Raw genomic sequence first — 21948 nt, forward strand, 5'->3', positions numbered from 1 at the left:
TACGCTCTTGAAATCTCTATTCTTTCCCCCTCCTTACCCTTTACACTTTACCCATTATCCCTTACCCCTCCCCCGCCTTATCTTCGCCCCATTATGACCATTCTTCTTGCAACCAACAACGCCCATAAGGCTGCGGAGCTTTCGGCGATCCTTGCCGATGGCCAACAGGGCATTGCCGTGCTGACCCTGCGCGACCTTCCCGTTGCAATTCCCGAACCGATTGAGGATGGGGAGACGTTGGAAGCCAACGCCTACATCAAAGCTGCCGAAATTTTCCAAGCCACAGGAATCCCCACGATTGCCGACGATACAGGGCTGGAGGTCCAAGCCCTTGAGGGCGCGCCCGGGGTCTATTCCGCACGCTACGCCGGGCCGGATGCCACCTACGCCGACAACTGCCGCAAGCTGATAGATACCCTTGCCGACCAGGAGAACCGCCGCGCCCAGTTCCGCACGGTTCTTTGCTACACCGACGGGTTGCGGACGCTGTTTGCCGAAGGGAGCGTTGCGGGAACGATCCTTCACGAAGGGCGCGGCGATGCCGGGTTTGGCTACGACCCAATCTTCCTTCCAGAAGGAGAGGACCAGACGTTTGCCCAGATGAACCCCAAGCAAAAAAACAGCATCAGCCACCGCGGGCGGGCGTTGGTTGCGCTGCGGGCCGCGCTTGCGCCAATCATCTCCCAGGCGGAACTGCCGCCACAACCTTCCCCCGCCGATGCCTGAGTTGCCCACCGATCAGTATCCCGAACGAATCCCGCAAACGCGGCTGCTGACCGTTGCCGCCGGCCAAGCCGCCGAGCGGATTGATATCTACCTCACACGTTCGGTGCTGCGGGCCACGCGCAACAAGGTCCAGGAAGCAATTGCTGGCGGTGCGGTGCTGGTGAACGGGCGGCCAACAAAATCAAACTACAAGGTCCGCCCGGGCGATGTTATCCAGCTCACCTTGATGAAGCCGCCGCCAATCGAGCTGATCGCCCAAGATATTCCGCTCGACATCGTGCATGAGGATGCCGACGTGCTGGTTATCAACAAGCCTGCTGGGCTTGTCACCCACCCCGCCTACGGCAACCGCGATGGGACCTTGCTGAACGCCGTGCTGTTCCACGTTGGAAGCAGCTTGCTGGAAGCCGTTGCGCACCCCCTTGACGGCGACGAATCAAGCACCGAAGCCGCAAGCGAGGAAGAGACGCTGGAGGATGATCGCGCTGCCGACACCGCAGGCGAGGAGGAAGGGGACGACGTGCTGGACCTGCCCCGCCCGGGAATCGTCCACCGGCTGGACAAGGACACCAGCGGGCTGATGGTGATTGCAAAAAACATGGCGGCCATTACCACGCTGGCAAAGCAATTTGCCGACCGAACGGTGAAACGTGAGTACTGGGCGGTGGTGTGGGGCGTGGTGGGATCGGACGAAGGGGAGATAGAAGGGAACATCGCCCGCGACCCCAGCGACCGGAAGAAGTTCGCCGTCAGCCGCCGCCACGGGAAGTACGCGCTGACCCGGTTCAGGGTGGTGCAGCGGTTCGAGTTCGCCACGCTGCTGGTGCTTCGGTTGGCAACGGGGCGGACCCACCAAATACGGGTCCACTGCGCCCATATCGGCCACCCGTTGTTTGGCGATTCCACCTACGGCGGCGCGCAAGTGGTCTATCCCGGAACCGGTCCCAAGCACCGCCAGCGGATCGCCAATTTGCTGGCGATGATCCCCCGCCAAGCCCTTCACGCCCGAACGCTTGGCTTCGTCCATCCCCGCACCGGGGAGCTGATGGAGTTCGGGTCCGAGCTGCCGGAGGATATGGCCAGGCTGGTGGAGAAGCTGGGGGAGGAATCCGCCGGCACAGCGATGCACCAGCATTGAATATCCATTTCATTCTTCTTCGTTCTTCGGATTGATGTACAACACACTACTGGTTCTTCACTCACTTCTCCGCTGGGTGTTTGTGGCTTCGTTGGGGGGGGCATTGGGGATGACGTATTGGGGGTTGCTCCGCCGGAAAGAGTTCGGGAAAGGGAATCGCTGGGGGTTGATTATCGCCGCATCCGCCGGGCACCTGCAGCTGCTGGTGGGGATGATCCTCTACTTCTACAGCCCGTTCGTGGAATACTTCTGGACCGACCCGGCCGTGCGCGATTCCAGCGTCCAATTTCTTTTCTTCGCCATCATCCATGTGGTGGGAATGATGCTGGGAATGATGCTGATGGGAATCGGCACCGCGCTCAGCAAGCAACCAACCAGCCACCATCAGAAATTCCGCGTGGTGGCCATCTACTGGACCCTTGCGTTGCTGCTGATTCTTGCGGTGGTCCCCTGGCCGTTTTCCCCCCTGGCGCAACGCCCGCTCTGGCGCGGGTGGTGAGTGAGTGAGCAGTGAGCGAGTGAGCGAGTGAGCGAATGGTGAGCGCGATCCGCCGCTGCCATTCCCGATTTATGGGCTACTCCAACTCCACTTCCGAATCCCCTCCGTCCATGCAGGAAGCAAGGTAGGCACGGACCTGGCCCGGGTCCGGCATTCGCAACGCGGCGCGTGCCCAGGCGCGTGCTTCGGCAGCCGAAAGCGAGCGCACCCGCAGCTTCAGCGGACCAAGCTGCGCCGGCGCAACGGAGAATCGGCGCAGCCCCAGCCCAATCAGCAGCCCGGTGGCAAGCGGGTTTCCGGCCATCTCGCCACACAAGGTGATTGGCACCCCAACGCGGTGCGCAGCAAGAATGCTGGTGCGGATCAGTTGCAGCACCGCCGGGTGGAATTCATCATACCACGCCGCCACCGATTCCTGGGCGCGGTCCACCGCAAGGGTGTATTGGGCAAGGTCGTTGGTGCCAATGCTCAGGAAGGCGCATTCGCTGGCAAGGGTTTCGGCAATCAGTGCGGCGGCGGGGGTTTCAATCATTCCACCAATCGGCAGATACTCATCGAACGGAACGCGCTGGATCCGAAGCTGATGCTTGATTTCGGCGACCATCCGCTTCACCCCCCGTATCTCCTCGATGCTTCCCACCATCGGCAACATCACCCTGATATTCTTCATCTCACTTGCCCGCAGCAACGCCTCCAACTGGCGATAGAGTATCTCCTGATGTGCCAGCAGCAACCGCATTCCCCGCAATCCCAACGGCGAGCTGTCGCCGCTCCAGGCGTTCCCCAGCAGCTTGTCGCTGCCGATGTCGAACAGGCGGAACGTCACGGTCATCGGGTAGGCGCGTTCGGCAATCTGGCGGTAGGCGGTTGCTTGCTCCTCCACGCCGATCTGAGCCACACGATGCATTGCCAGATATTCGGTTCGCATCAGCCCAATCTCCTCCGCGCCATTCTCCAACGCTCCTTCAATTTCCTCCATCAGGTCCAAGTTGGCGGCAAGGGTGACGCGCTCGGCATCGCGGGTTTCGGCGGGAAGGTCCCGAATCTGGCGGTAGCGTTGCCGCTGCGCTTGCAGCGATTCGTTGCGCATCTGGTACTGCTGCAACGTGGCCTGGTCAGGGTTGATGATTACCCGCCCCACGTATCCATCCACAATCACCCCGAACCCGGGCTGAAGCTGCGCAAACAGGTCCCGAATCCCCACCACCATCGGCAGCCCAAACGCCCGCGCAAGAATCGCCGCGTGGGAGTTGATCCCCCCCGCCTCCAGCAGCAGCGCGCCAACCCCGCCGCGTGCATGAAGCACGGTGTCGCCGGGCGATAATGCCCGCGCAGCAAGGATTGCACCGCTGTGGAGCGGGTGCGCCGTTGGCGTGCTTCCCAACGCCGCAATCAGATGTTCCTGCAAGGAGTGGACATCCTCGGCACGGGAGCGGATGGTGGAGTTGGAGCTTGCGGAGAACTGCGCCGCAAGTTTGGTCATCTCCATCCGAATGGCCCCGGAAGCCGTCTGCCGATGCGCACGGATTGCGGCGCAGATGGAGCTGTGCAACGTGGGGTCGTGCAGCATCATCCGAAGTGCCTCGAAGATTTCGGCGCGGTCGTGGACCTGCTCGCGGGCCATTGCCTCAATCTGGGCCAGCGCGGAATCGGCAGTGCCCACCGCCGCGTGGAATCGCTCCACCTCAATCTCAATTTCAAACTCTTGGATTCTCCGCTCCTCCGCTTCCGCGCTCCCCACCGGGGCCAGCAGGTGCACCGTTCCCACGGCAATGCCCGGGGAAGCGGGAATCCCCTCCAGCATAACCAATGCTTGGCCGTTGGCGGCATCGGCGCGGAGGGTTGGTTGGTTGATCGTTTGGTCGGTATTGGATTCCACGGCGGGAAAAGTACGGTTGAAACCGGGAACCGCAAAGCGGGGGGAAACGGGGTGGAAAGAATTCTGGAGGGGTGATTGCGTGGGGCGGCGGGGTGTTATCGGAAGCAGGGGAAAATGTAATTGCGGCGGGGTAGATTGATTCCCGAACCCAATCGAGTCCTGTTCCATGCTGACTTCATACTCCGTGAGCTTTTTGCCGAACACGCCCGAACCTTCCCGATCTGCCCAAGTGGTGCGCTGCCCAAGCTGCAACGCCTTCGGCTACGACGACGACGATTTCTGCGCCTGCTGCGGCGCGGCGATGGGGAACCGTTGTGCGGCCTGCGGCGCGCTGGTGCGCCACCCGGTGGCGTTCTTCTGCACCCGCTGCGGCACGGAGCTTCCAGCCACCGAAGGCTAAAACCGGGTAGCGGCAGGTCTTTAGCCTGCCGAGAGAAGATGCCACCGAAGGCTAAAGACCTTTTATCAATCCCGACGAAGGTCGGGGCGGCCACCGTGGGGTCTCAATCCCGAGTGAGTCGGGGCGGCATCACCCTGATACCGTCGCGCCCCCCTGCTCCGCCGCAAGCGGCTACGCGTCCCCCCAATGCTGGGGGAAAGGGGTTCTTACTACTCTTTCTTTTCTCTGTGAATCTCACGCCATTTCTGCCAGCCCCTCCCCCAGAATTGGGGGAGGCGGGGAGGGGGCTTGCTGCGTTGGCGGTCTGGTAGTGGCTTCGATGTAATTCGTGGCCCAGAGAAGATGACGCCGAAGGCTAAAGACCTTTTATCAATCCCGACGAAGGTCGGGGCGGCCACCGTGGGGTCTCAATCCCGAGTGAGTCGAGGCAGCCACCGGGTAGCGGCAGGTCTTTAGCCTGCCGAGAGAAGATGCCACCGAAGGCTAAAGACCTTTTATCAATCCCGACGAAGGTCGGGGCGGCCACCGGGTAGCGGCAGGTCTTTAGCCTGCCGAGAGAAGATGCCACCGAAGGCTAAAGACCTTTTATCAATCCCAACGAAGGTCGGGGCGGCTACCGGGTAGCGGCAGGTCTTTAGCCTGCCGAGAGAAGATGCCACCGAAGGCTAAAGACCTTTTATCAATCCCGACGAAGGTCGGGACGGCCACCGGGTAGCGGCAGGTCTTTAGCCTGCCGAGAGAAGATGCCACCGAAGGCTAAAGACCTTTTATCAATCCCGACGAAGGTCGGGGCGGCATCACCCTGATACCGTCGCGCCCCCCTGCTCCGCCGCAAGCGGCTACGCGTCCCCCCAATGCTGGGGGGAAAGGGGTTCTTACTACTCTTTCTTTTCTCTGTGAATCTCACGCCATTTCTGCCAGCCCCTCCCCCAGAATTGGGGGAGGCGGGGAGGGGTGCGATGGCGGTCTGGTAGTGGCTTCGATGTAATTCGGGGCCCAGAGAAGATGCCACCGAAGGCTAAAGACCTTTTATCAATCCCGACGAAGGTCGGGGCGGCTACCCTGGTTTGCCGCTCCGATGCGAAGGCTAAAGACCTTCGGCTACCCTGGTTTGCCGCTCCGATGCGTCGGGGCGGTAGGATTCTGCCAACTTCCCGGCGGTCTGCCGGATTGTCTCCACAAGTTCTTTCGGCTCCATCACCTTCACCCCTGCGCCCCAGCTTAGCACCCAGTTTGCCACCTCTTTCAGCCCTGCAACCTCCATGCTGACAATGATGCTGCCATCGGGAAGGGTCTGTTCAATCTGTTGGGTGGGTGAGTAGAGTTTGCGGCGGAAGGCGCGCGCAAGCTCGGCATCAACATGGATGCGGACCACATGGGATTCCCCACCAATCACATAGAAGGTGTCGCGGAACGCTTCGGCGGAATCAAAATCTTCTGGGATTTCAAAGGTGGCGTTCTGGTCCGTGGCGTGGTTGCACAGTTGGGCGGCGGCGATGTCGGCAATGGAGAAATTTCGCATGGCCTGGCGCACGTGGCAGTAGCCAACCAGCAGCCACGAGCCTTGCCGGAACGCCAAGCAGTACGGGTCAATTTTCCGCCCGGAAGATTGCTTGCCGGAGGATGAGGTGTACTCAATCCGCACGCTTCTCCGTTCGATGATCCCTTGCCGCAAAGTGCGGAACACCGCTGGGTCAATGGGAACCTCGGGAGCATCGCTGAAGTGCCAGTTTTTCGGCTCGTCGCGAAGGTCCAAGGAGTCGGTTTGCGGCTCCAGCGCGTGCAGCAGTTTCCCAAAACTGGATTTCAGCGATTGGCTAAGCGGGGTGGTTCCCAGCATCGCCGTTGCCGCTTGGGCCGCCACCGACAATGCCAGCATCTCCTGGTCGGTTAGCTCAATCGTCCGGATGCTGTGGACCCGTTGGTCCTCGGGGATGGAGAAATACTTCTGGCGGTTTCTGAACTGGCTGATAACGGGGATTCCAGCCTCTTCCAATTCTTTCAATATCCGCCGCACCTGGCGTTCGCTAAGGTGAAGGTGTTGCATCAGCTGCACGGTGGAAAATTCTTCCCCGCTGTTCAGAAGTTGCAGCAATGCTTGGCTGGCTGATAAGGAGTTGTTGGCCATGATACGAACAAGGATGTGTGATTAAAGTGCCGGTGCCAATCGGTCCAAGAGTGTGGCCGCAGCCCGATTGATTTGCTGCAAAGCTGCGCCCCGAACCCAGGCACACCGGACGGAATTTGTCCGAAGTGGAGGATGGGAGGTGTGAAGTTGCGACCGCCATTCGGCAACGTAATCATTCAATAACCTTCATAACCACTATGGCACACTTGACACGAAATTCAGCGGCAGCACTGGGCATTGCGGTGCTGTTCGCCGCCTGCGCGCCGCGCCCAATCCAGCTTACCACCCCATGCGCGTCGAAATCAACGAAGGAGATTGTGGCCGCGCTCTCGGCACTGGTGATGGCCGAGGGGATGCAGCTAACGTTGGTCAACGATAACATCGGAATCCTGCAAGCCTCCACCGCCGAAAGTCACAGCATCTGGACCGGAACATCCAGCACCCTGCAATGGATATTCACCATAAAAGGTGACACGGTGCTGGCCTATGCAAAAGCCATTGACCAATCGCGGAACGCCTTTGGGGCAGTGACGTACACCAACGAGACCTACTACAGCGACAGCAAACTTCACCCCAATAGCAACTCATGGTACTGGAACGTCCGGCGCGGGCTGGAAACGTTGTGCGGCGGGAAGGTAGAGTTCGTTCAAAAATAGTCTGGCTTGTGTTGCCAACCAGCGCGCCCCCCTGCTTCGCCGCAAGCGGCTGCGCGTCCCCCCAATGCTGGGGGGAAAGGGGTTTGGCTGTTGATCGCGTTCTCTCTAAATCCCAAGCCGCCTCTCCGCTGGGTAGCGACCCCGACCTCCGTCGGGATCGAGGGAAGATGACACCGAAGGCTAAAGACCTTCGGCTACCCTCCTCCGGCTCTCCCTCCCCGCCGGGTAGCGGCAGGTCTTTAGCCTGCCGAGTCTTCACGCCGAAGGCTAAAGACCTTTTACCAACCCCGACGGAGGTCGGGGCGGCTACCTCTTCTCCGGCTCCCCCTCTCCGTCAGTTGCTTTGGCGTTGTTCGGGAAGGGAGTCACGGAGAGGGGGTTGGGGGGTGAGGTCGGGTAGCGGCCCCGATGCAGCCGGGGTAGCGGCAGGTCTTTAGCCTGCCCAGTCTGATCCGCCGAAGGCTAAAGACCTTTTACCAACCCCGACGGAGGTCGGGGCGGCTACCTCTTCTCCGGCCCCCCTCTCCGTCAGTTGCTTTGGCGTTGTTTGGGAAGGGAGTTACGGGGAAGGGGATAGCGAGATTGGCAACGCTTCGGAATGAACTCTGTTTTGTAGATTCCTCCACCGTGACTCCGAGGCTCTTCATATCCTCTCTGCTATTCGGGCTTGGCCTGTTGTGGAATTTGGCCTTGCCGCTGCTGGCGCAGGCCGATTCTCTCTCCCTGGAGCTGCAAGCGGGGAATGCCCTGCGCGACAGCTTCGATTACGCCGGGGCGATTGAACACTACCGCCGTGTGGTGGACCGGAACCCCAATGATGCCGAGGCCCTGCTACAACTCTCCCTTGCCTACTTGCAAACGGCGAGCTTCGACCGCTCGTTGGATGTGGCATTGCAGGGGGCGCGGCTGCAGTCGGACCGGCTTCCGCAGTTCAACGCGCTGGTGGGGCTGAACTACAACTACGCCATCATCATCAGCGAGTACTACGAGAACTTGGTGACCCGCCACGACTCGGAGATTGTTGCCTTCCGAATATTTAACCGAACCCAGGCAACCGGTGCCTCCAAAATTTTTGGATTGGGGCTGACCTACTGGAGCATGGGGCGTTCCCCGATTGCCGAGGAGTGTTTGCAAGAATCCGCAGCGTTGGACTCCACATTCTCCGACCCTCTCTTCATTCTTGGGCTGCTCTGGATAGAGCGCGGGGAATACCCCAAAGCGCAAGCAGCACTTGAACAGTTCTTCCGCCTTGATCCTGATTCCTTCCTTGCCGAGCAAGCCCGATTGCTGGTTGAGCGCATCCGGCGCAAAGAGCAGCGATAAGGGAACAAGCAATCATAATTCCTACCAAACCAACCGATGGTTCCAATGCGCCAACTTTCCGTAATCGTGCTTGTGGGTCTTTTTCTGCTCACCATTTCTGGCAGGTCGCAGACGGTTTTGCAGCACCAGGCTCCCGTTACTTCGGCGGTTTTCAGCCCCGATGGTCGTCATGTGCTGACCAGTAGCTACGACAGCACGGCGGTGATCTGGGATGCCGCCACCGGCGCGAAGCAGGTGACAATGCGAGGGCATACTTCAAGGATTATCTCGGCCTTCTACAATCCAAATGGTGATCGGGTGGTGACCGCAAGTTGGGACAGCACGGCGCGGGTGTGGGATGCGGCCACCGGCAGCCAGCAGCTTCTGCTGAAAGGCCACAACGGGAATGTCCGCCTGGCACTGTTCAGCAATAATGGTGAGCGAATCATCACCACGGGGGAGGATGGGACGGCGCGAATTTGGGATGCGGCCAACGGGGCGTTGCTGCGGACGCTAACGGCAGATGCAATCCCGGGATTTTTTACGGCGCGGTTCAATCCCGCCGGCACACGCGTGGTGACCTCCGGACGTGGCGGCGACAGCACCGTGCAGATTTGGGATGCAGAAACCGGCGAGCGTTTGCTCACCTTACGCGGCCACAAAGGATCGCTGAATTATGCGGAGTTCAGCCACGATGGGAAGCTGGTGGTGTCGGCTGGGTTCGACGGAACCGCACGGATTTGGAACGCCGAGACGGGGGAGCAGGTCCAGATGCTAACCGGCCACACGAACCGCGTCCGCACGGCATACTTCAGCCCGGACGATTCGCGGATACTCACCGCCAGCTTCGACATGACCGCACGGATTTGGGATGCGAACACCGGGGCGCAGCTCCGCAACTTGGCGATGCACATGGATCGCATTCGCGATGCGCGATTCAGCCCCGATGGAAAGCTGGCCGCAACCGCTGGGTTCGACGGGGCGGCATTGATTTGGGACACCGAAACCGGGGACACCGTGCGGCTGCTGCTGGGGCACGCGGCCCCGCTCTACAGCGCGGAGTTCAGCCCCGATGCTGCCCGCGTGGTGACCTGCAGCGACGACCGCACGGCGATTATCTGGAGCCTATCAAGCTCGGTGGCTCCGGGGCATCCGGCATCAAGCCAGCAATTAGGGATTCAGCTGCGGCCAAACCCTGCCACGGGGGAAACCGTGCTGTGGCTTCCCGCGCCCACCGCCGCAGCAACGCCGCAGCGGGTGGTGCTGGCCACCATGATTGGAACGATTGTGATGGTGAAAGAAGTGGCGGCTGGGGAGCCATCGCTGCTGCTGCCGCTTGGGGGGCTTCCTGCTGGCGTGTATCATGTTGGGGTGGCAGGGGGCGCGCAGCGGCAGGGGGCATGGCTTCACGTGGGTGGGGAGTAATCTGTTGCCGCAGGGGAATCTTTCCAAAATTCTGCTTGGCCATGTGCTAAATCTTCAGTAAGATAGCGTCGGCTTACAAAATCACCCACCCCCAGATGGAAACCTCTCTCCTGTAGTTTGTGTTCTTGGTGGCATCCCCATGCCATCCTTCTCGGGTTGATCGCCCCAACACTCCCTCCATTTCCGTATGGGTATGCAAGCCCCGCATACTTGCTTGTTCGACTCTCAACGTTCAACACATTCATAAACTGGAGTTTCATCAGATGAAACGGCTACAGATCCACCGGCTATTCACGGCCGCTGCAATGCTGATAGTGCTGGCTGCACCAGCGTGGGGGCAGTTGGATTACGTTTTCTCGGTAAGCACGGGGTCGTTGAAAAGTCTTTCTTCGCCAGTGTCAACCCATAGCACTTATACCGGATCAAACGGGTGGCTTGCAATCCCCTCGAGCGCGGTGCTTGTGCCTTTGCCTTTCCCCTTCCTGTTCAATTCGACTTCCTATAACGACGTTAGCATTACGAACAATGGGGTGATAGGGTTGGGGGCAAGCTCAATGTCCGAGGGAACCAGCAATGACCTTGCTCAAGAATCCGTTCCAGTTCTTGCTGGGTTTTGGGATCAGATGCGGTTAGGTTCTCGTTCCGGCTCGCAGGTGCGTTACAGCACAGAAGGAACGGCTCCCGATCGCATTTTTATTGTTGAGTACAAAGACATGGCCTTATCTGGCGGAGGGGACGGGGTCGTAACAAAAATCACGTTCCAGATCCGCTTGTATGAGCAATGCAATCTGATAGAGTTCTACTACGACAACATGGATCCGGGAAACACGGTAGGGTGGAGCGGAGGATCCATTACCACCAGCGGGACGATTGGTATTGCCGATGGCAAAACCTATATCAGCGTCACCCCCAACGGAAGCACGGCAACCGCCAGTGCATCGAAGGCCAATAACAATATTAGCCTTGGCGCAACCAAGATTGACAAGGGGGTATTGTACAAATTCACCCCCGCTGGAATATCGCTTGTGGGAAATACCGCTCAAGGTGGTACAACCGGAATGGTCAATGGGGATAACCTTCTATCTGGCAAGAAAGTCCAACGGTACTTGGCAACGCCGTTCACGCCATTTACCATGAAGCCGTACAGCGGTTGCTTGCCTGCTAAGTACACCATCACGGTTAGTGGCTCCAGTGCGGCAGAGTACAGCGTAACCCCAAACTCAGGGACGTTAAGCATTGGCCAGACAATAACTCCAACAATCAATTTCCGCCCCACAAATACAGGGGTGCGCCCTGCAGTGCTAACATTCTCCGATGGAACGGTGACACGCACCTTCAACCTTGTTGGCGAAGGCACGACCCGCCTAACTTGGACCGGAAACACCGCGCAAGGTGGCACGCCAAACCTGGTGACGAACAAGGATACACTGCTGAATAACAGCCGCGTGGAACGGCTGATCCCCGGGTTCTTCAAGCCGATTGACATCGCCGTGGCGGCCAACATAACCGCGCCGGACGCACCCGTCACCGTCAGCATTGTTGACTCCACAGGGCTGGGTCAATACAAGATCATGGACCCGAACGGGAACCCTGTGAACAGCTTCACCTTCTCGGCTCCGCAGGGGGCAACCTTTAGCCCGAACATCCGCTTCCTACCAACGGGGGTGGGGTATCAACGTGGCTCCATCACCGTGAATGCCGAAGGCGAAACGCGCTTCTTTATCCTGAACGCCTACTCGGTGGCTGCCGGTGGCGAATTCTACATCGGCAGCGAGCGGATTGGCCCCACCAGCCAGATCTTCCAGAAGGATTACATCTGCGTTGGCGAAGCCGTCCAAAGCTATCCTGTGGATATCAAAAATATCGGCGATGGGTCATTCAAGATCACCAGTATCCACACCTTCCAGACCGATAGCGTCTATGCCCAGGGTGTCCCGCGCTACCCACTGCTGCGCGATGGCAACGGGAACCTTATCCAAATCAACGACTATTCCTTCTCGGTGGATCCAGGAACCGCGCCAGCAACGCCTGAGAACGCCACCCAGTTCCCAATCGAGATTCCGTATCTGACCACTGGCCGCACCTACGTGAACTTCGTTCCGCAGCTTCCTGGCAAGCGGTTTGCGCGGATGTTCATTTACACCAACGGCGCAAACTTCACCGGCGTTGACCCCGATGGCAACACGGTTGACGGCTTGCTTGTGGTGGATGTGTTCGGGCGCGGGCTTGGCGCGTTTGCCAGCGATGCCAACAGCAACACCTTGCCGAAGACGGTCACCTTCCCGCAAACAAGAATTGGGAAGACCTCCACGCAGACCGTCAGCATCTGCAACACCGGCGCGTGCGACCTTCGGATTGGCAAGAAGCAGTTCCGCATCATCAATGGGGATGTGCAGGAGTTCAAGATTTTGGATGCCTTCGGCAACGTTGCGGTGGATGCCAACCCGAACAACGAGACCTGGGTTCTTCCGCCAGATAGCTGCGCCAGCATCACGTTCAGCTTTACGCCGTCGCGCACGGGATCGCGCCGGGTCAGCATCCAGCTGCAAACCAACGACTCGGCACTGGTCAACAACAACATCGAGCGGGGGGCCTACTACTGGGATTTGGTGGGCGTTGGAAGCATCGGGATTGAAACGCGGGACATCGCAATCAGCCCGGCGGTGGTGGATGGTCCATCCAGCGAAAGCCCAAGCAGCAGCGCAATGGCCGAGAACAACACCGACGAACTGGTGGTGATTGAGAAAGTGGAGATTAGCGGCCCCGACGCAGCCGAGTTTGCGATGAACCCGCTGAAGCCGTGGCCAGCACTGCCGTTCGCGATTGACCCGGGGCAGACGGTGGACCTTTCGGTAATCCACACTCCGGCCGCCGGAAGCCAGCCGGGACCACGGAACGCAACGCTTCTGCTGATTACCTCATCGGGTGACACGATGATGGTGGCCATTACTGGCGAAGCGGCAACGCGGACGGTGGCGGCAACTCCATCATCGCTGTTCGACAACGTGACGGTGGCTGTTGGGAAGGTGGCACGGCAAACGGTGATGATTACGAACACCGGAACAACGGCCTTGAAGCTGGGGACGACGACCATCACCGGTCCGACTTCAACGGACTACACGCTGGGTCGCGTGCCACGGACGAACTTGGCACCCGGGCAGACGGAGTACATGGAGGTGACGTATCGTCCGCTGAACAAGGGGGCAAGCAGCGCGGTGCTGACGGTAAACAGCAACGCGACGAACGGCGCGGTGACAGTTCAGTTGGGGGGAACAGCCACAAAGATCGGCGGGGCGGAAACGCCTGGGACTGGCCTGGCGAACAGCGAAGAAATCAGCGAGGCAGCTGGGGTGAAACTCTGGCAAAGCCGCCCGAACCCGGGACGTGAGTTGGTGGAGGTCCGCTACAGCATTGCGGAGAAGGGATTGGTGCAGTTGGTGCTGTTCGACGAGCGTGGCCGGCAGGTGCTGGTGCTGGATGAAGGGGAGCGTGAATCAGGGGAACATGGAACGGTGTTCAGCGTTGGTGGCTTGGCAAGCGGGACGTATCACTACCGGCTTGTCAGCGGCGGCCAAACGTTAGTTCGGACGCTGACGGTGGCGAAGTAATCGGCCAGCAGGCCAACAGAACTGAGATGAACAATGGGGCAACCTCCGGTATGTGGAGGTTGCCCCATTCTGTTTTCGCTTCCGTGGCGTTGTTTGCGGTGCCCGCAGTTGTTCGGCAGCGGAGAGTGAAAGAGTGAGAGAAAGAGCGTCGGCGGGGATCAGTCTTCTCCGGCGATTCGCAACTCCCCCACGCGGCAAGTTGTTCGGTAGTCGCAGTGCCGGCAAACCTCGCTCACCTTCCGCGTGGTGACGTGATACTCACCTGCGGCAATTCCTTCCACGTACTCTCGGGCTTTGGTGAACACGTTGTCAATGGTCTTCTGAAGCTCCTCCATGGTTTCAATCCCCGTTTTCCTTTTCTTTCCCGTGCTTCCCATCACCAGTTGGTAAAGTTCTTGCGGGACGAACAGATACTTCGGTTCAATCTCCATCTCCCGTGTTTTCAGGCGGTAGTATAATGCCCCGGCAGGATGGACCTTCTCGATCGGCAGCCCGAACTTCTCGGCCAGCATCTGGCGCACAACCTCCAAGTAGATCATCAGCTGAAGGCTGGTTCCTTCGTTCACCTGCCGTTGTGTTGGTGGGGTTCCGGTTTTGTAGTCGGCAACGGCAAAGATGATCTCGTCGTCGGTCTGCTGAATCTCCACCCGGTCAATGCGCCCGCGGACGTTGACCCCTTGGACCTCGATCCCATGATCCACCGAAAGCTGGTGGTCGAACCCGCCGCTGCGGTCGTTGTTCTGGCCAAAGGCGACCTCGAAGAAGGAGGGCATCAGCCGCGGCTCTTCCGGTGAAGCGATGGTGTCAACCGCCACCCACTCTTTCAGCAATCCATCAAACATCTCCCCTCCCAACAACCGCTCCTGGTCCAGGCTCCAGTACGGATGCTCAAAGACGATTCCCTTGATCTCCTCGGCAGCAATCTCCCGCGCCCGCTCAATCGCGAACGCCTGCCGCTGGGGGGTGATGGGAAGCATCCCTTGCTCCTTCAGCTCGGTGTAGAGTTTGAACAGGACCGAGTGGAGAAGCTGGCCACGTTCCAGCGGAGTAAGGGTGGCATCGTAATTGGGGGCGGTGGTTGCGCGCACCACCCGCGCCGCAAAGTATTTGAACGGACAGCGTGCGTACAGCTCCAGCTGCGAGGTTGAGTATTCGGCGTTGCGGCGTTCGGCAATGGCGGCCTGTTCCTCCGGCGTCAACTCCGCGCCGATCACCCCTCGGTATTCCGGCACGATGCCGGGGTCAGCTTCGGCAACGGCGCGCGCCCGTTCCCGCTCGATGGCGGCGGTGTGCTGCAAGTTCTCCAGCATCTGCTCGGCATCGCCGGTGATGCGCGGGACCTGCTGGTTGTTCCAGATAACCGCCCCGGCTTCCTCGGCCAATTCTTCCCACGTTTGAATCTCCCCCAAAAACTCCAACCCCTCCGGCAGCGATTCGCCCCGCCGCGCACGGCTTCGCAGAACCCGCAGTTCCTCCAGCAGCAGGACCCTTCCCGATTCTTCCAACGTGGTGATGCGAAGCAGAGCTTCAAGGAAAGGGGAGCGGACAAGTGATTGATTCCCCGCAAACCGTGGCCACGTCAGCACCAACCGGTCGCGGAAGCTGGTGATGGCCTGGTAGAACGCCACGCGCTCGCGCCGAAGATGGCGGTCCTCCGCGCCAGGGAGCGGTTTCCCCAAGAAGGCTTCGGGAAGGTAGGTGCTGGGGAACTCGCCATCAACCAATCCGCACAGGATCACCACATCGAACGGCAGGCTTTGCATCTGCTCAATCGGCGCAACCAGCACGCCGTAATCATGCTTCTCCCGAATCTGGTAGAACGCCATTGCGGCGGCGGTCCGGAGTTGGTCCAGATAGAAATCAAGATCGTGTTTTGGCGCGCCGCTGGTTGGCGCGGCTGGTTCCGGCGCGTTGGTTTCAGGATTGGTGAAATCAGCCACGGCGGCATCGCTTGGCTGGGGCGTTGGGCTTGCGCCGGCTTCCTCCAGCTCCAGAAACTCCACCAACTCATCCAACAGGGTCAGGAATTTGGCAAGTGCGCGTGTGTCGCGTTCGATTTCATCATGGATTCGCTGCCAATCCTGGCTGGCGCGGCTGTGGGAATCGAGCAGTTGCCGCAGTCGCAGCAGATGCTCGGTCACGTTCAGCTTGGCGATCAGCTGCAAGAACGTGCCACGGAACTCGGCGGGGGTCATCTTCCGGTCGAACTCCTCCAGCATCCGTTCCACCGCCACAAAACTGCTCCGTGCGCGGGTCAATGTTCTGATTTCGGATTCGATCATCCGGCGGTCTTCCGGGTCCGGCGTGTGACCAAGCCGGATTTCCAGATACTCCAACCGGCGGCCAATCCGCAGCATCCATCGGCGGCGGCCACGGGTGATGCGGAGCTTCCCGGCGGCATCGGTCAGGGCAATCGGGTCAACATCGTTTCCAAAACTGAGATAGGGCGAGCTAACGGCCCGAACAACGTCGCGCCGGGTGAACCCGCTGGCAAGGATGTTCAATGCCGAGAAAAGGGCCGTCACCAGCGCGTTGCTTTGCAGGGGGTAGCTGGCGGTGATGGTTGCGGGGATTCCGTGCGCCGCAAGCTGCTCGCGGAGCAGATCGGCATAGCGGTCCAGCCGCAGCGTGGTGATGCAGATTCGTTCCGGCCGTATCCGTTCATCCACCACGAACGATTTCACCATCGAGGCAATCCCCTGGGCCTCCTCCTCACGCGTGAAGAAACCGACCGCACGGATGAACGGGTCGAACTGGCGGTTGGGGATGCGCTCGTCGGTGCGGAACAAGTTGCGGCGCATGTGGTGCTGGAACGGGCGGCGTTCTTCCTCGGGGATGTTGATCTGCATTGCGTCAAGGTCCAATTTCTGGAACCCTGCGGCGGTCAAGTGGTTCAGCACTTGCTCGAAGTTCCCGTACAGCGGGCCGTTGGCTTCCTCGTAATCAAAATAGACCATCACGTTCAGGTCCTGGACCAATCCAAGCTGTTGGATATGGCCGATCTCTGGGAAGGTGAATTCATTGAATCCATAAAACAGCAGCGTGCGAACTCGCGGATAGGCGCGGCGGAAGGTGGCGGCGCGGTCGCGGAACAGCTCGCTGTTCAGGAAGAAGAGTTTGCCCGGGTAATCGGTCCAGCGGTTGCGAAGAAGCTCCAAGTATCGGCTGTAGATCTGGTACAAGTCGCTCAGTTTGGCTTGGTCGTAGCCCTCGCTTTCGGCTTTGTCGAAATTTTCGCGGGTGTATTCAAGGTCACGCTGGAAATCGGAAGGGAGGATTCCATCGGCGCGGATGCCGTTGATAACGCGGGTGATCCGCTCCACCACGCCAAGCGTCGGCTTGCCGCCGCGTCCGTAGTAGCTTAGGTCCACGCTGTTCATGGCGCGGTCCATCAGGGCAATCTGGATTTCGGGGCTGACGTCGCGGCGTGCGGTTGCCAAGCGGTCGTGGAACTGGGTGACGTAGCTCCGCACGGTGTGGATTGGCAGCCGCCCGATTGGCCGCTGTGTCCGCTGGAAATGCTTGGCCGTTAGCTCCCGCTCCAGCTCCCGCCCGTAGCGAAACGTTGGGACCACAAACAGGAAGGAGGGAAGATCCATCGAGTTGGCGGCATTCAGCACTGTTTCGCGGAAATCAACGGAGCTAAAGATGGGGTTGGTTGAGTTGTAGAGAAGTTGCGGCATGGTTTGGGAATCGAGCGGTCAAATGAACGGAGCAGACAGTGAGTTGCGGGCGATGTTGGGCTGGCATTGCGTGGCGTTGCACCGCTTGATCCCGCAAGCCACCAACGGCTGCGAATATACCCAATCCAGCAGGCTTATCGGCCTTTTCTTGTTCGGTTGCCGTTACTGCTATGGCTTGGCTGGCGGTGCAATCTTCGTAACTTCGGCCAAGCAAAAAAACGATCCCCAAGCAGCCATGAGCCAGCAGCAAGAATATCAAGTTACCGCCCGCAAGTGGCGGCCCGCCGAGTTCGATTCCGTGGTGGGCCAGGAGCACGTGACGCAGACGCTTCGCAATGCCATTCGGAACAGCCGGATGCACCATGCCTATCTGTTCTGCGGGCCGCGTGGCGTTGGCAAAACCACAACTGCACGCATCCTTGCCAAGTCGCTGAACTGCTTGAACCCTGGGGAGGATGCCGAACCGTGCAACGCCTGCGAGTCGTGCCAACAAATCACCAGCGGGCGCTCGATGGATGTGGTGGAAATTGACGGCGCAAGCAACAACTCCGTTGATGACATCCGCAAACTGCGCGACAACGCCAAGTATCCACCGGTCTCCGGCCGCTACAAGCTCTACATCATTGACGAAGTCCACATGCTCTCCACCAGTGCGTTCAACGCGCTGCTGAAGACGCTGGAGGAACCGCCGAAGCATCTGATTTTTGTGTTTGCCACCACCGAGCCGCACAAGGTCCCAGCAACCATTCTTTCGCGCTGCCAGCGGTTCGATTTCCGGAGGATGCAGATCCCCGACATCGTGGGGCGGCTTCGGTACATTGCCGAGCAAGAGAAGATGGAGGTGGACGACGACGCGTTGGTGGTGGTGGCGCGCAAAGCGGATGGATCAATGCGTGATGCCCAATCAATTTTCGACCAGGTGACGGCATTTTGCGGAACCACCATCACCTACCACCAGGCCAACGACGCGCTGAACCTTATTGACCAAGATTTCCTGTTCCGCGTCACCGACATGATGCGCACGCAGGAGACTGCCGAGGCGTTCGCGATTGTTGAGCATCTGATGCGCGTTGGATACGACCCGCAGGAATTTTTGATAAGCCTTGCCGAGCATCTTCGCAACTACCTGACAGTGATAACGGCTGGCTCGACACGGCTGATCGAGGCCGCAAAAATGCACATTGACCGCTACGCTGCCGAGGCTCGAAATCTGGAACAGGGGGATATCATTCGGGCGTTGCATTTGGTGCTGGCGGCGCAGCAAGCAATCCGCACCGCGCCCCAACCACGGCTGCGGCTGGAGCTTGCTCTTATTCAGCTTGCGGTGATGGACTCCACGGTTAATCTGGCCCAGTTGCTGCAGAAGATTGACCAAATGCCAGACAACCCAAACAGCGGAAATACCAGCGGCGGAAACAGCGGTTTTACGGCATCCATAAAAGCGGGCATTGCCACCACTGCCGAGCCAAGCAAGGCATACTCCACGGCATCGGCTGGCAACAACAACAACCACGGAAGCAGTGCCAATTCCGCAAGCATTGACGTAGCCGAGAAGCAGCAACCAGCAACCGTAAACAATCGCGTGGATTTGGCGGCGGTTCCGGCAGCACCGTCGCTTGTGGCTTCGCGAAACCTTGCGGCGTTCCCCACCGCTGCGCCTGCTTCGGTGCGGACCCAGCCGATCTACACCAGCGACCCAGAACTGCCCACACTTCCCCAGCAAGAGGGAACGTTAGGGGCTTCGCTGATGGGCGGCGGTGGAGGGATAGTAATGGCATCGGGCAGCGTGGTTGCCGAACCGTTATCAGCTATCGCAGCGGGGGCGCGGGCTATCCCACAGTACATCCCTCCCTTTGCCGAAGTGCAACATCGCTGGCAAGAATTTGCGCAAACCGCGTGCAGCGAAAAGAAGCTGTTGGCCACCACCTTGATGTCGGCTCAGCCGTTCGAGATCGTCGGCTCGACGCTCCGCATTTGCGTTGCCGAGGAAACCCAAGCAACGATGCTGAACCGCTCGCGCGAGATGCTCAATCAAAAACTGAGGGAGTTCTTCCAGGGGGCCGCGTTGCGCATCGAGAGTATTGTTGGCATGGCACCGCAGCCGCTGCCGAACAATGGCTTCAATAACGGCGCAGGAGCGGTGGCGCATCGCCACCCTTTCCTTACCGCGCTCACGGAATTGCTACACGCCACCCCTTTGTAAAAGTGATGCCGTCAGGTGGCGCAATCGCCAGAAACAGGTTCCCCACGAATCGCCAGTTCTTCCCCCCATTTCCCCACTTTCTGCCCGTGAAACACTAAAAAAGCTGCAACTGATATTTTTTTCAGTGCGGCTTTTTTTTTACGGTAAACGGCACATAACGCACATTCATTCTGGTTGCGGAAAGAAGAAAACCGCGAAATCAGCTAAAAAACAGCCATCTGGCGATTTTAGTTTGATTTCGCGGTTTTTGCTTGCTATCGCTTGGCAGGTGCGTACGGGCAAAACCTAACTTGCGTGCGTTCGGTGGGGAAAAGTGGGGAAAGTTGGAGCATCAGAACAGGTTTGAACAAGCAATGTCGTTTTTCAAGGGCAGCGAACTCTACTCGGTGGACGCAAAGGGGCGCGTTAGTCTCCCGGCCAAGATGCGGAAGAATCTTGCGCCGGAGGCGAACGACACCTTCGTTGTCACCCGCGGCCCCGACGACGAACCGTGCATCTACGCCTACCCGTTAGATGAATGGAGAAAGTTCGAGGAAAGCCTGAAAGCTCTCAATCAATTTCAAGAACGGGACCGCTTCTTTGTTCGGACCCTTCTGCTTTGGGCCGATGAGGTTACGCTGGATAACCAAGCCCGAATCTCCATCCCGAAAGGCTTGATTGATTTCACCGGCATTGATAAAACCGCGCTGATCGTGGGCGCGATTGACCACGTTGAAATCTGGAAGCCGGAGACCTTTGACAACTACCTGCGTGGGCGCACCGAATCCTACGCCAGCGTCGCGCAATCGGTGATGGGATTGCGGGGGGCGTGATGGAGCAATCCGCCACGTTACCAGCCAGCGAACCGTACCACATTCCGGTGATGTTCCGGCAGACGATTCAGATGCTGGTTCGCAATCCACACGGCGCGTTTGTGGACGGCACGCTGGGCGGAGGGGGGCACACCGCTGGCATCCTTCAGGCCCTGCAATCGGGTGGCCGCGTTCTTGCGTTCGATGCCGACCCAGGGGCGATTGCCAACGCCGCCAAACGGTTCGCCGATGTTCCGCCCGAACGCCTGATTGTTCGGCAAGCATACTTCAGCGAAGCCTGCGCGATGCTGAGCAATGATGAAGAAAAAGTAGATGGTGTGCTGCTCGATTTGGGCGTATCCAGCCGCCAGCTCGACAGCGATCAAATCGGCCTAAGCTACCGCCAGACGATGCCGCTGGATATGCGATTCCGGCCCAGCGAAAATCGGCGCTCGGCACGCGAGATTGTCAACCAAGATTCTGCCGAAGCTATTGCTTCGCTGCTGCGCCAATTTGGCGAAGAACCTGCCGCTTGGACAATCGCCCAAGCAATCGCCCGCCAGCGTCGTGGCGCGGCAATCCAAACAACAACCGATCTGCGCAACGTGGTTGCATCGGTGATACCGGAACGGTTCATTATCAAAACACTGTCGCGGGTATTTCAAGCCCTGCGCATCGCGGTGAACGATGAGCTTGGCGAGCTTCGGTTCGCGCTGGACCAGTACACAGGGCTGCTGAATGAAGGGGGAAGGTTTGCGGTGCTGACCTACCATTCGCTGGAGGACCGCATCGTGAAAGATGCCTTCCGCCACGAAGAACGGGATTGCATCTGCCCTCCGGAACTGCCGGTCTGCCGCTGCACCAAGAAGCAACGCCTAACGGTGCTGACGCGCAAGCCAATGGTGCCGGACCAAACCGAGATTGAGCAGAACCCACGCGCACGCAGCGCAAAACTTCGGGTTGCCGAACGGGTGGTGGACCGCAGGGAAGGAAGATCCGCAGCAGTCGAATAAGCGAGTTCTACGAATCAACAAAACCAATCAATAACGCAGCGCGAACAGCCAACATCATGGCCGCATCATCAGGCATTATCACGATTACCAACCGGCTGATCCGGCGGCGGCGCAAAGCATCGCCGGCGGCGGCGGTTGCCGATGCGGCGGCCATGCCCACCAAACGCGCCTTGTTCGTCCGCCGCTGGTTTGCTGCCGGCGCACTGCTGGTGGCCTCGGGCCTGATTGTGCTGTATGTGGCCAACAGCATCGCCATCAACAACTTGGTGGCCGACATCACATCGCTGGAACGGGAGCGGGACGCAACGCGAAACGAGAACGAAAAGCTCCGCGCCGAACTGCTAAAACTGATGGCCGTTGAGCGCGTTTCCCAGCTGGCACGCGCAAGGCTTGGAATGGCGCAGCCAACCGTGCCTCCGGTGCTGCTGCAGGAACCTTCCGCAGTGGTCCCGCCTGCCAACGCGCAGGCAACGGGAATTTCTGCCAACCAATAATCC

The 21948-nt window shown here is 59.3% G+C and carries 15 protein-coding genes; 12 read left to right on the plus strand and 3 right to left on the minus strand.

Annotation, left to right across the window (positions count from 1 at the left end; translation table 11 throughout):
* Positions 1–93: 93 nt before the first annotated feature.
* The 3 genes from rdgB to IPM61_07520 are packed head-to-tail and all read left to right on the plus strand — an operon-like array spanning position 94 to position 2363.
* Positions 94–726 carry an RdgB/HAM1 family non-canonical purine NTP pyrophosphatase gene (rdgB, locus tag IPM61_07510; protein MBK8911163.1) on the plus strand — a complete coding sequence of 211 codons (633 nt, stop codon included), beginning with the start codon at positions 94–96 and terminating at the stop codon, positions 724–726.
* Complete coding sequence (locus IPM61_07515; GenBank protein ID MBK8911164.1) at positions 719–1864, plus strand: RluA family pseudouridine synthase; 1146 nt, start codon at positions 719–721, stop codon at positions 1862–1864. The genes rdgB and IPM61_07515 overlap by 8 nt, the downstream gene beginning before the upstream one ends.
* 34 nt (positions 1865–1898) lie before the next feature.
* Positions 1899–2363 carry a hypothetical protein gene (locus IPM61_07520; GenBank protein ID MBK8911165.1) on the plus strand — a complete coding sequence of 155 codons (465 nt, stop codon included), beginning with the start codon at positions 1899–1901 and terminating at the stop codon, positions 2361–2363.
* Between the two features lie 76 nt (positions 2364–2439).
* Here the strand turns inward: IPM61_07520 and ptsP are convergent, their stop codons facing one another.
* Positions 2440–4242: a phosphoenolpyruvate--protein phosphotransferase gene (gene ptsP, locus IPM61_07525; GenBank protein MBK8911166.1), complete on the minus strand. Its 1803-nt coding sequence runs from the start codon at positions 4240–4242 to the stop codon at positions 2440–2442.
* A 166-nt stretch (positions 4243–4408) separates the two neighbouring features.
* On the opposite strand from ptsP, the gene IPM61_07530 reads away from it, so the two are divergent.
* On the plus strand, positions 4409–4642 hold the full coding sequence (locus tag IPM61_07530) for a hypothetical protein (GenBank protein MBK8911167.1): 234 nt from the start codon (positions 4409–4411) through the stop codon (positions 4640–4642).
* Between the two features lie 1087 nt (positions 4643–5729).
* Here IPM61_07530 and IPM61_07535 read toward each other — a convergent pair.
* The gene (locus IPM61_07535) at positions 5730–6770 is read right to left on the minus strand and encodes a transcriptional regulator (protein MBK8911168.1); all 1041 of its coding nucleotides are present in this window, start codon (positions 6768–6770) and stop codon (positions 5730–5732) included.
* A gap of 197 nt (positions 6771–6967) precedes the next feature.
* On the opposite strand from IPM61_07535, the gene IPM61_07540 reads away from it, so the two are divergent.
* The 4 genes from IPM61_07540 (at position 6968) to IPM61_07555 (ending at position 13761) form a co-directional block, all read left to right on the plus strand.
* On the plus strand, positions 6968–7426 hold the full coding sequence (locus tag IPM61_07540) for a hypothetical protein (protein ID MBK8911169.1): 459 nt from the start codon (positions 6968–6970) through the stop codon (positions 7424–7426).
* Positions 7427–8053: 627 nt separating this feature from the next.
* Positions 8054–8749 (plus strand): tetratricopeptide repeat protein, encoded by a 696-nt coding sequence (locus IPM61_07545; protein ID MBK8911170.1) that lies wholly within the window; start codon positions 8054–8056, stop codon positions 8747–8749.
* A 45-nt stretch (positions 8750–8794) separates the two neighbouring features.
* The gene (locus IPM61_07550) at positions 8795–10153 is read left to right on the plus strand and encodes a WD40 repeat domain-containing protein (GenBank protein MBK8911171.1); all 1359 of its coding nucleotides are present in this window, start codon (positions 8795–8797) and stop codon (positions 10151–10153) included.
* Positions 10154–10806: 653 nt separating this feature from the next.
* Positions 10807–13761 carry a choice-of-anchor D domain-containing protein gene (locus tag IPM61_07555; protein MBK8911172.1) on the plus strand — a complete coding sequence of 985 codons (2955 nt, stop codon included), beginning with the start codon at positions 10807–10809 and terminating at the stop codon, positions 13759–13761.
* 158 nt (positions 13762–13919) lie between these two features.
* Here IPM61_07555 and IPM61_07560 read toward each other — a convergent pair whose 3' ends face one another.
* Positions 13920–17444, minus strand: a complete 3525-nt coding sequence (locus tag IPM61_07560) for an exodeoxyribonuclease V subunit gamma (protein ID MBK8911173.1) — start codon at positions 17442–17444, stop codon at positions 13920–13922.
* Between the two features lie 22 nt (positions 17445–17466).
* Here IPM61_07560 and dnaX point away from each other — a divergent pair, with 22 nt between their 5' ends.
* The 4 genes from dnaX to IPM61_07580 all read left to right on the plus strand — a co-directional run bounded on the left by dnaX (position 17467) and on the right by IPM61_07580 (position 21945).
* Positions 17467–19647, plus strand: a complete 2181-nt coding sequence (gene dnaX, locus IPM61_07565; protein ID MBK8911174.1) for a DNA polymerase III subunit gamma/tau — start codon at positions 17467–17469, stop codon at positions 19645–19647.
* A gap of 353 nt (positions 19648–20000) precedes the next feature.
* A complete protein-coding gene (mraZ, locus tag IPM61_07570; protein ID MBK8911175.1) occupies positions 20001–20459 on the plus strand; it encodes a division/cell wall cluster transcriptional repressor MraZ in 459 nt (152 codons plus the stop codon).
* The gene (rsmH, locus tag IPM61_07575; protein MBK8911176.1) at positions 20459–21451 is read left to right on the plus strand and encodes a 16S rRNA (cytosine(1402)-N(4))-methyltransferase RsmH; all 993 of its coding nucleotides are present in this window, start codon (positions 20459–20461) and stop codon (positions 21449–21451) included. Before mraZ ends, rsmH begins: the two co-directional genes overlap by 1 nt.
* Before the next feature lie 56 nt (positions 21452–21507).
* On the plus strand, positions 21508–21945 hold the full coding sequence (locus tag IPM61_07580; protein ID MBK8911177.1) for a cell division protein FtsL: 438 nt from the start codon (positions 21508–21510) through the stop codon (positions 21943–21945).
* Positions 21946–21948: the final 3 nt, after the last annotated feature.

Source organism: Chlorobiota bacterium (assembly GCA_016710285.1).
Classification (GTDB): domain Bacteria; phylum Bacteroidota; class Ignavibacteria; order OLB7; family OLB7; genus OLB7.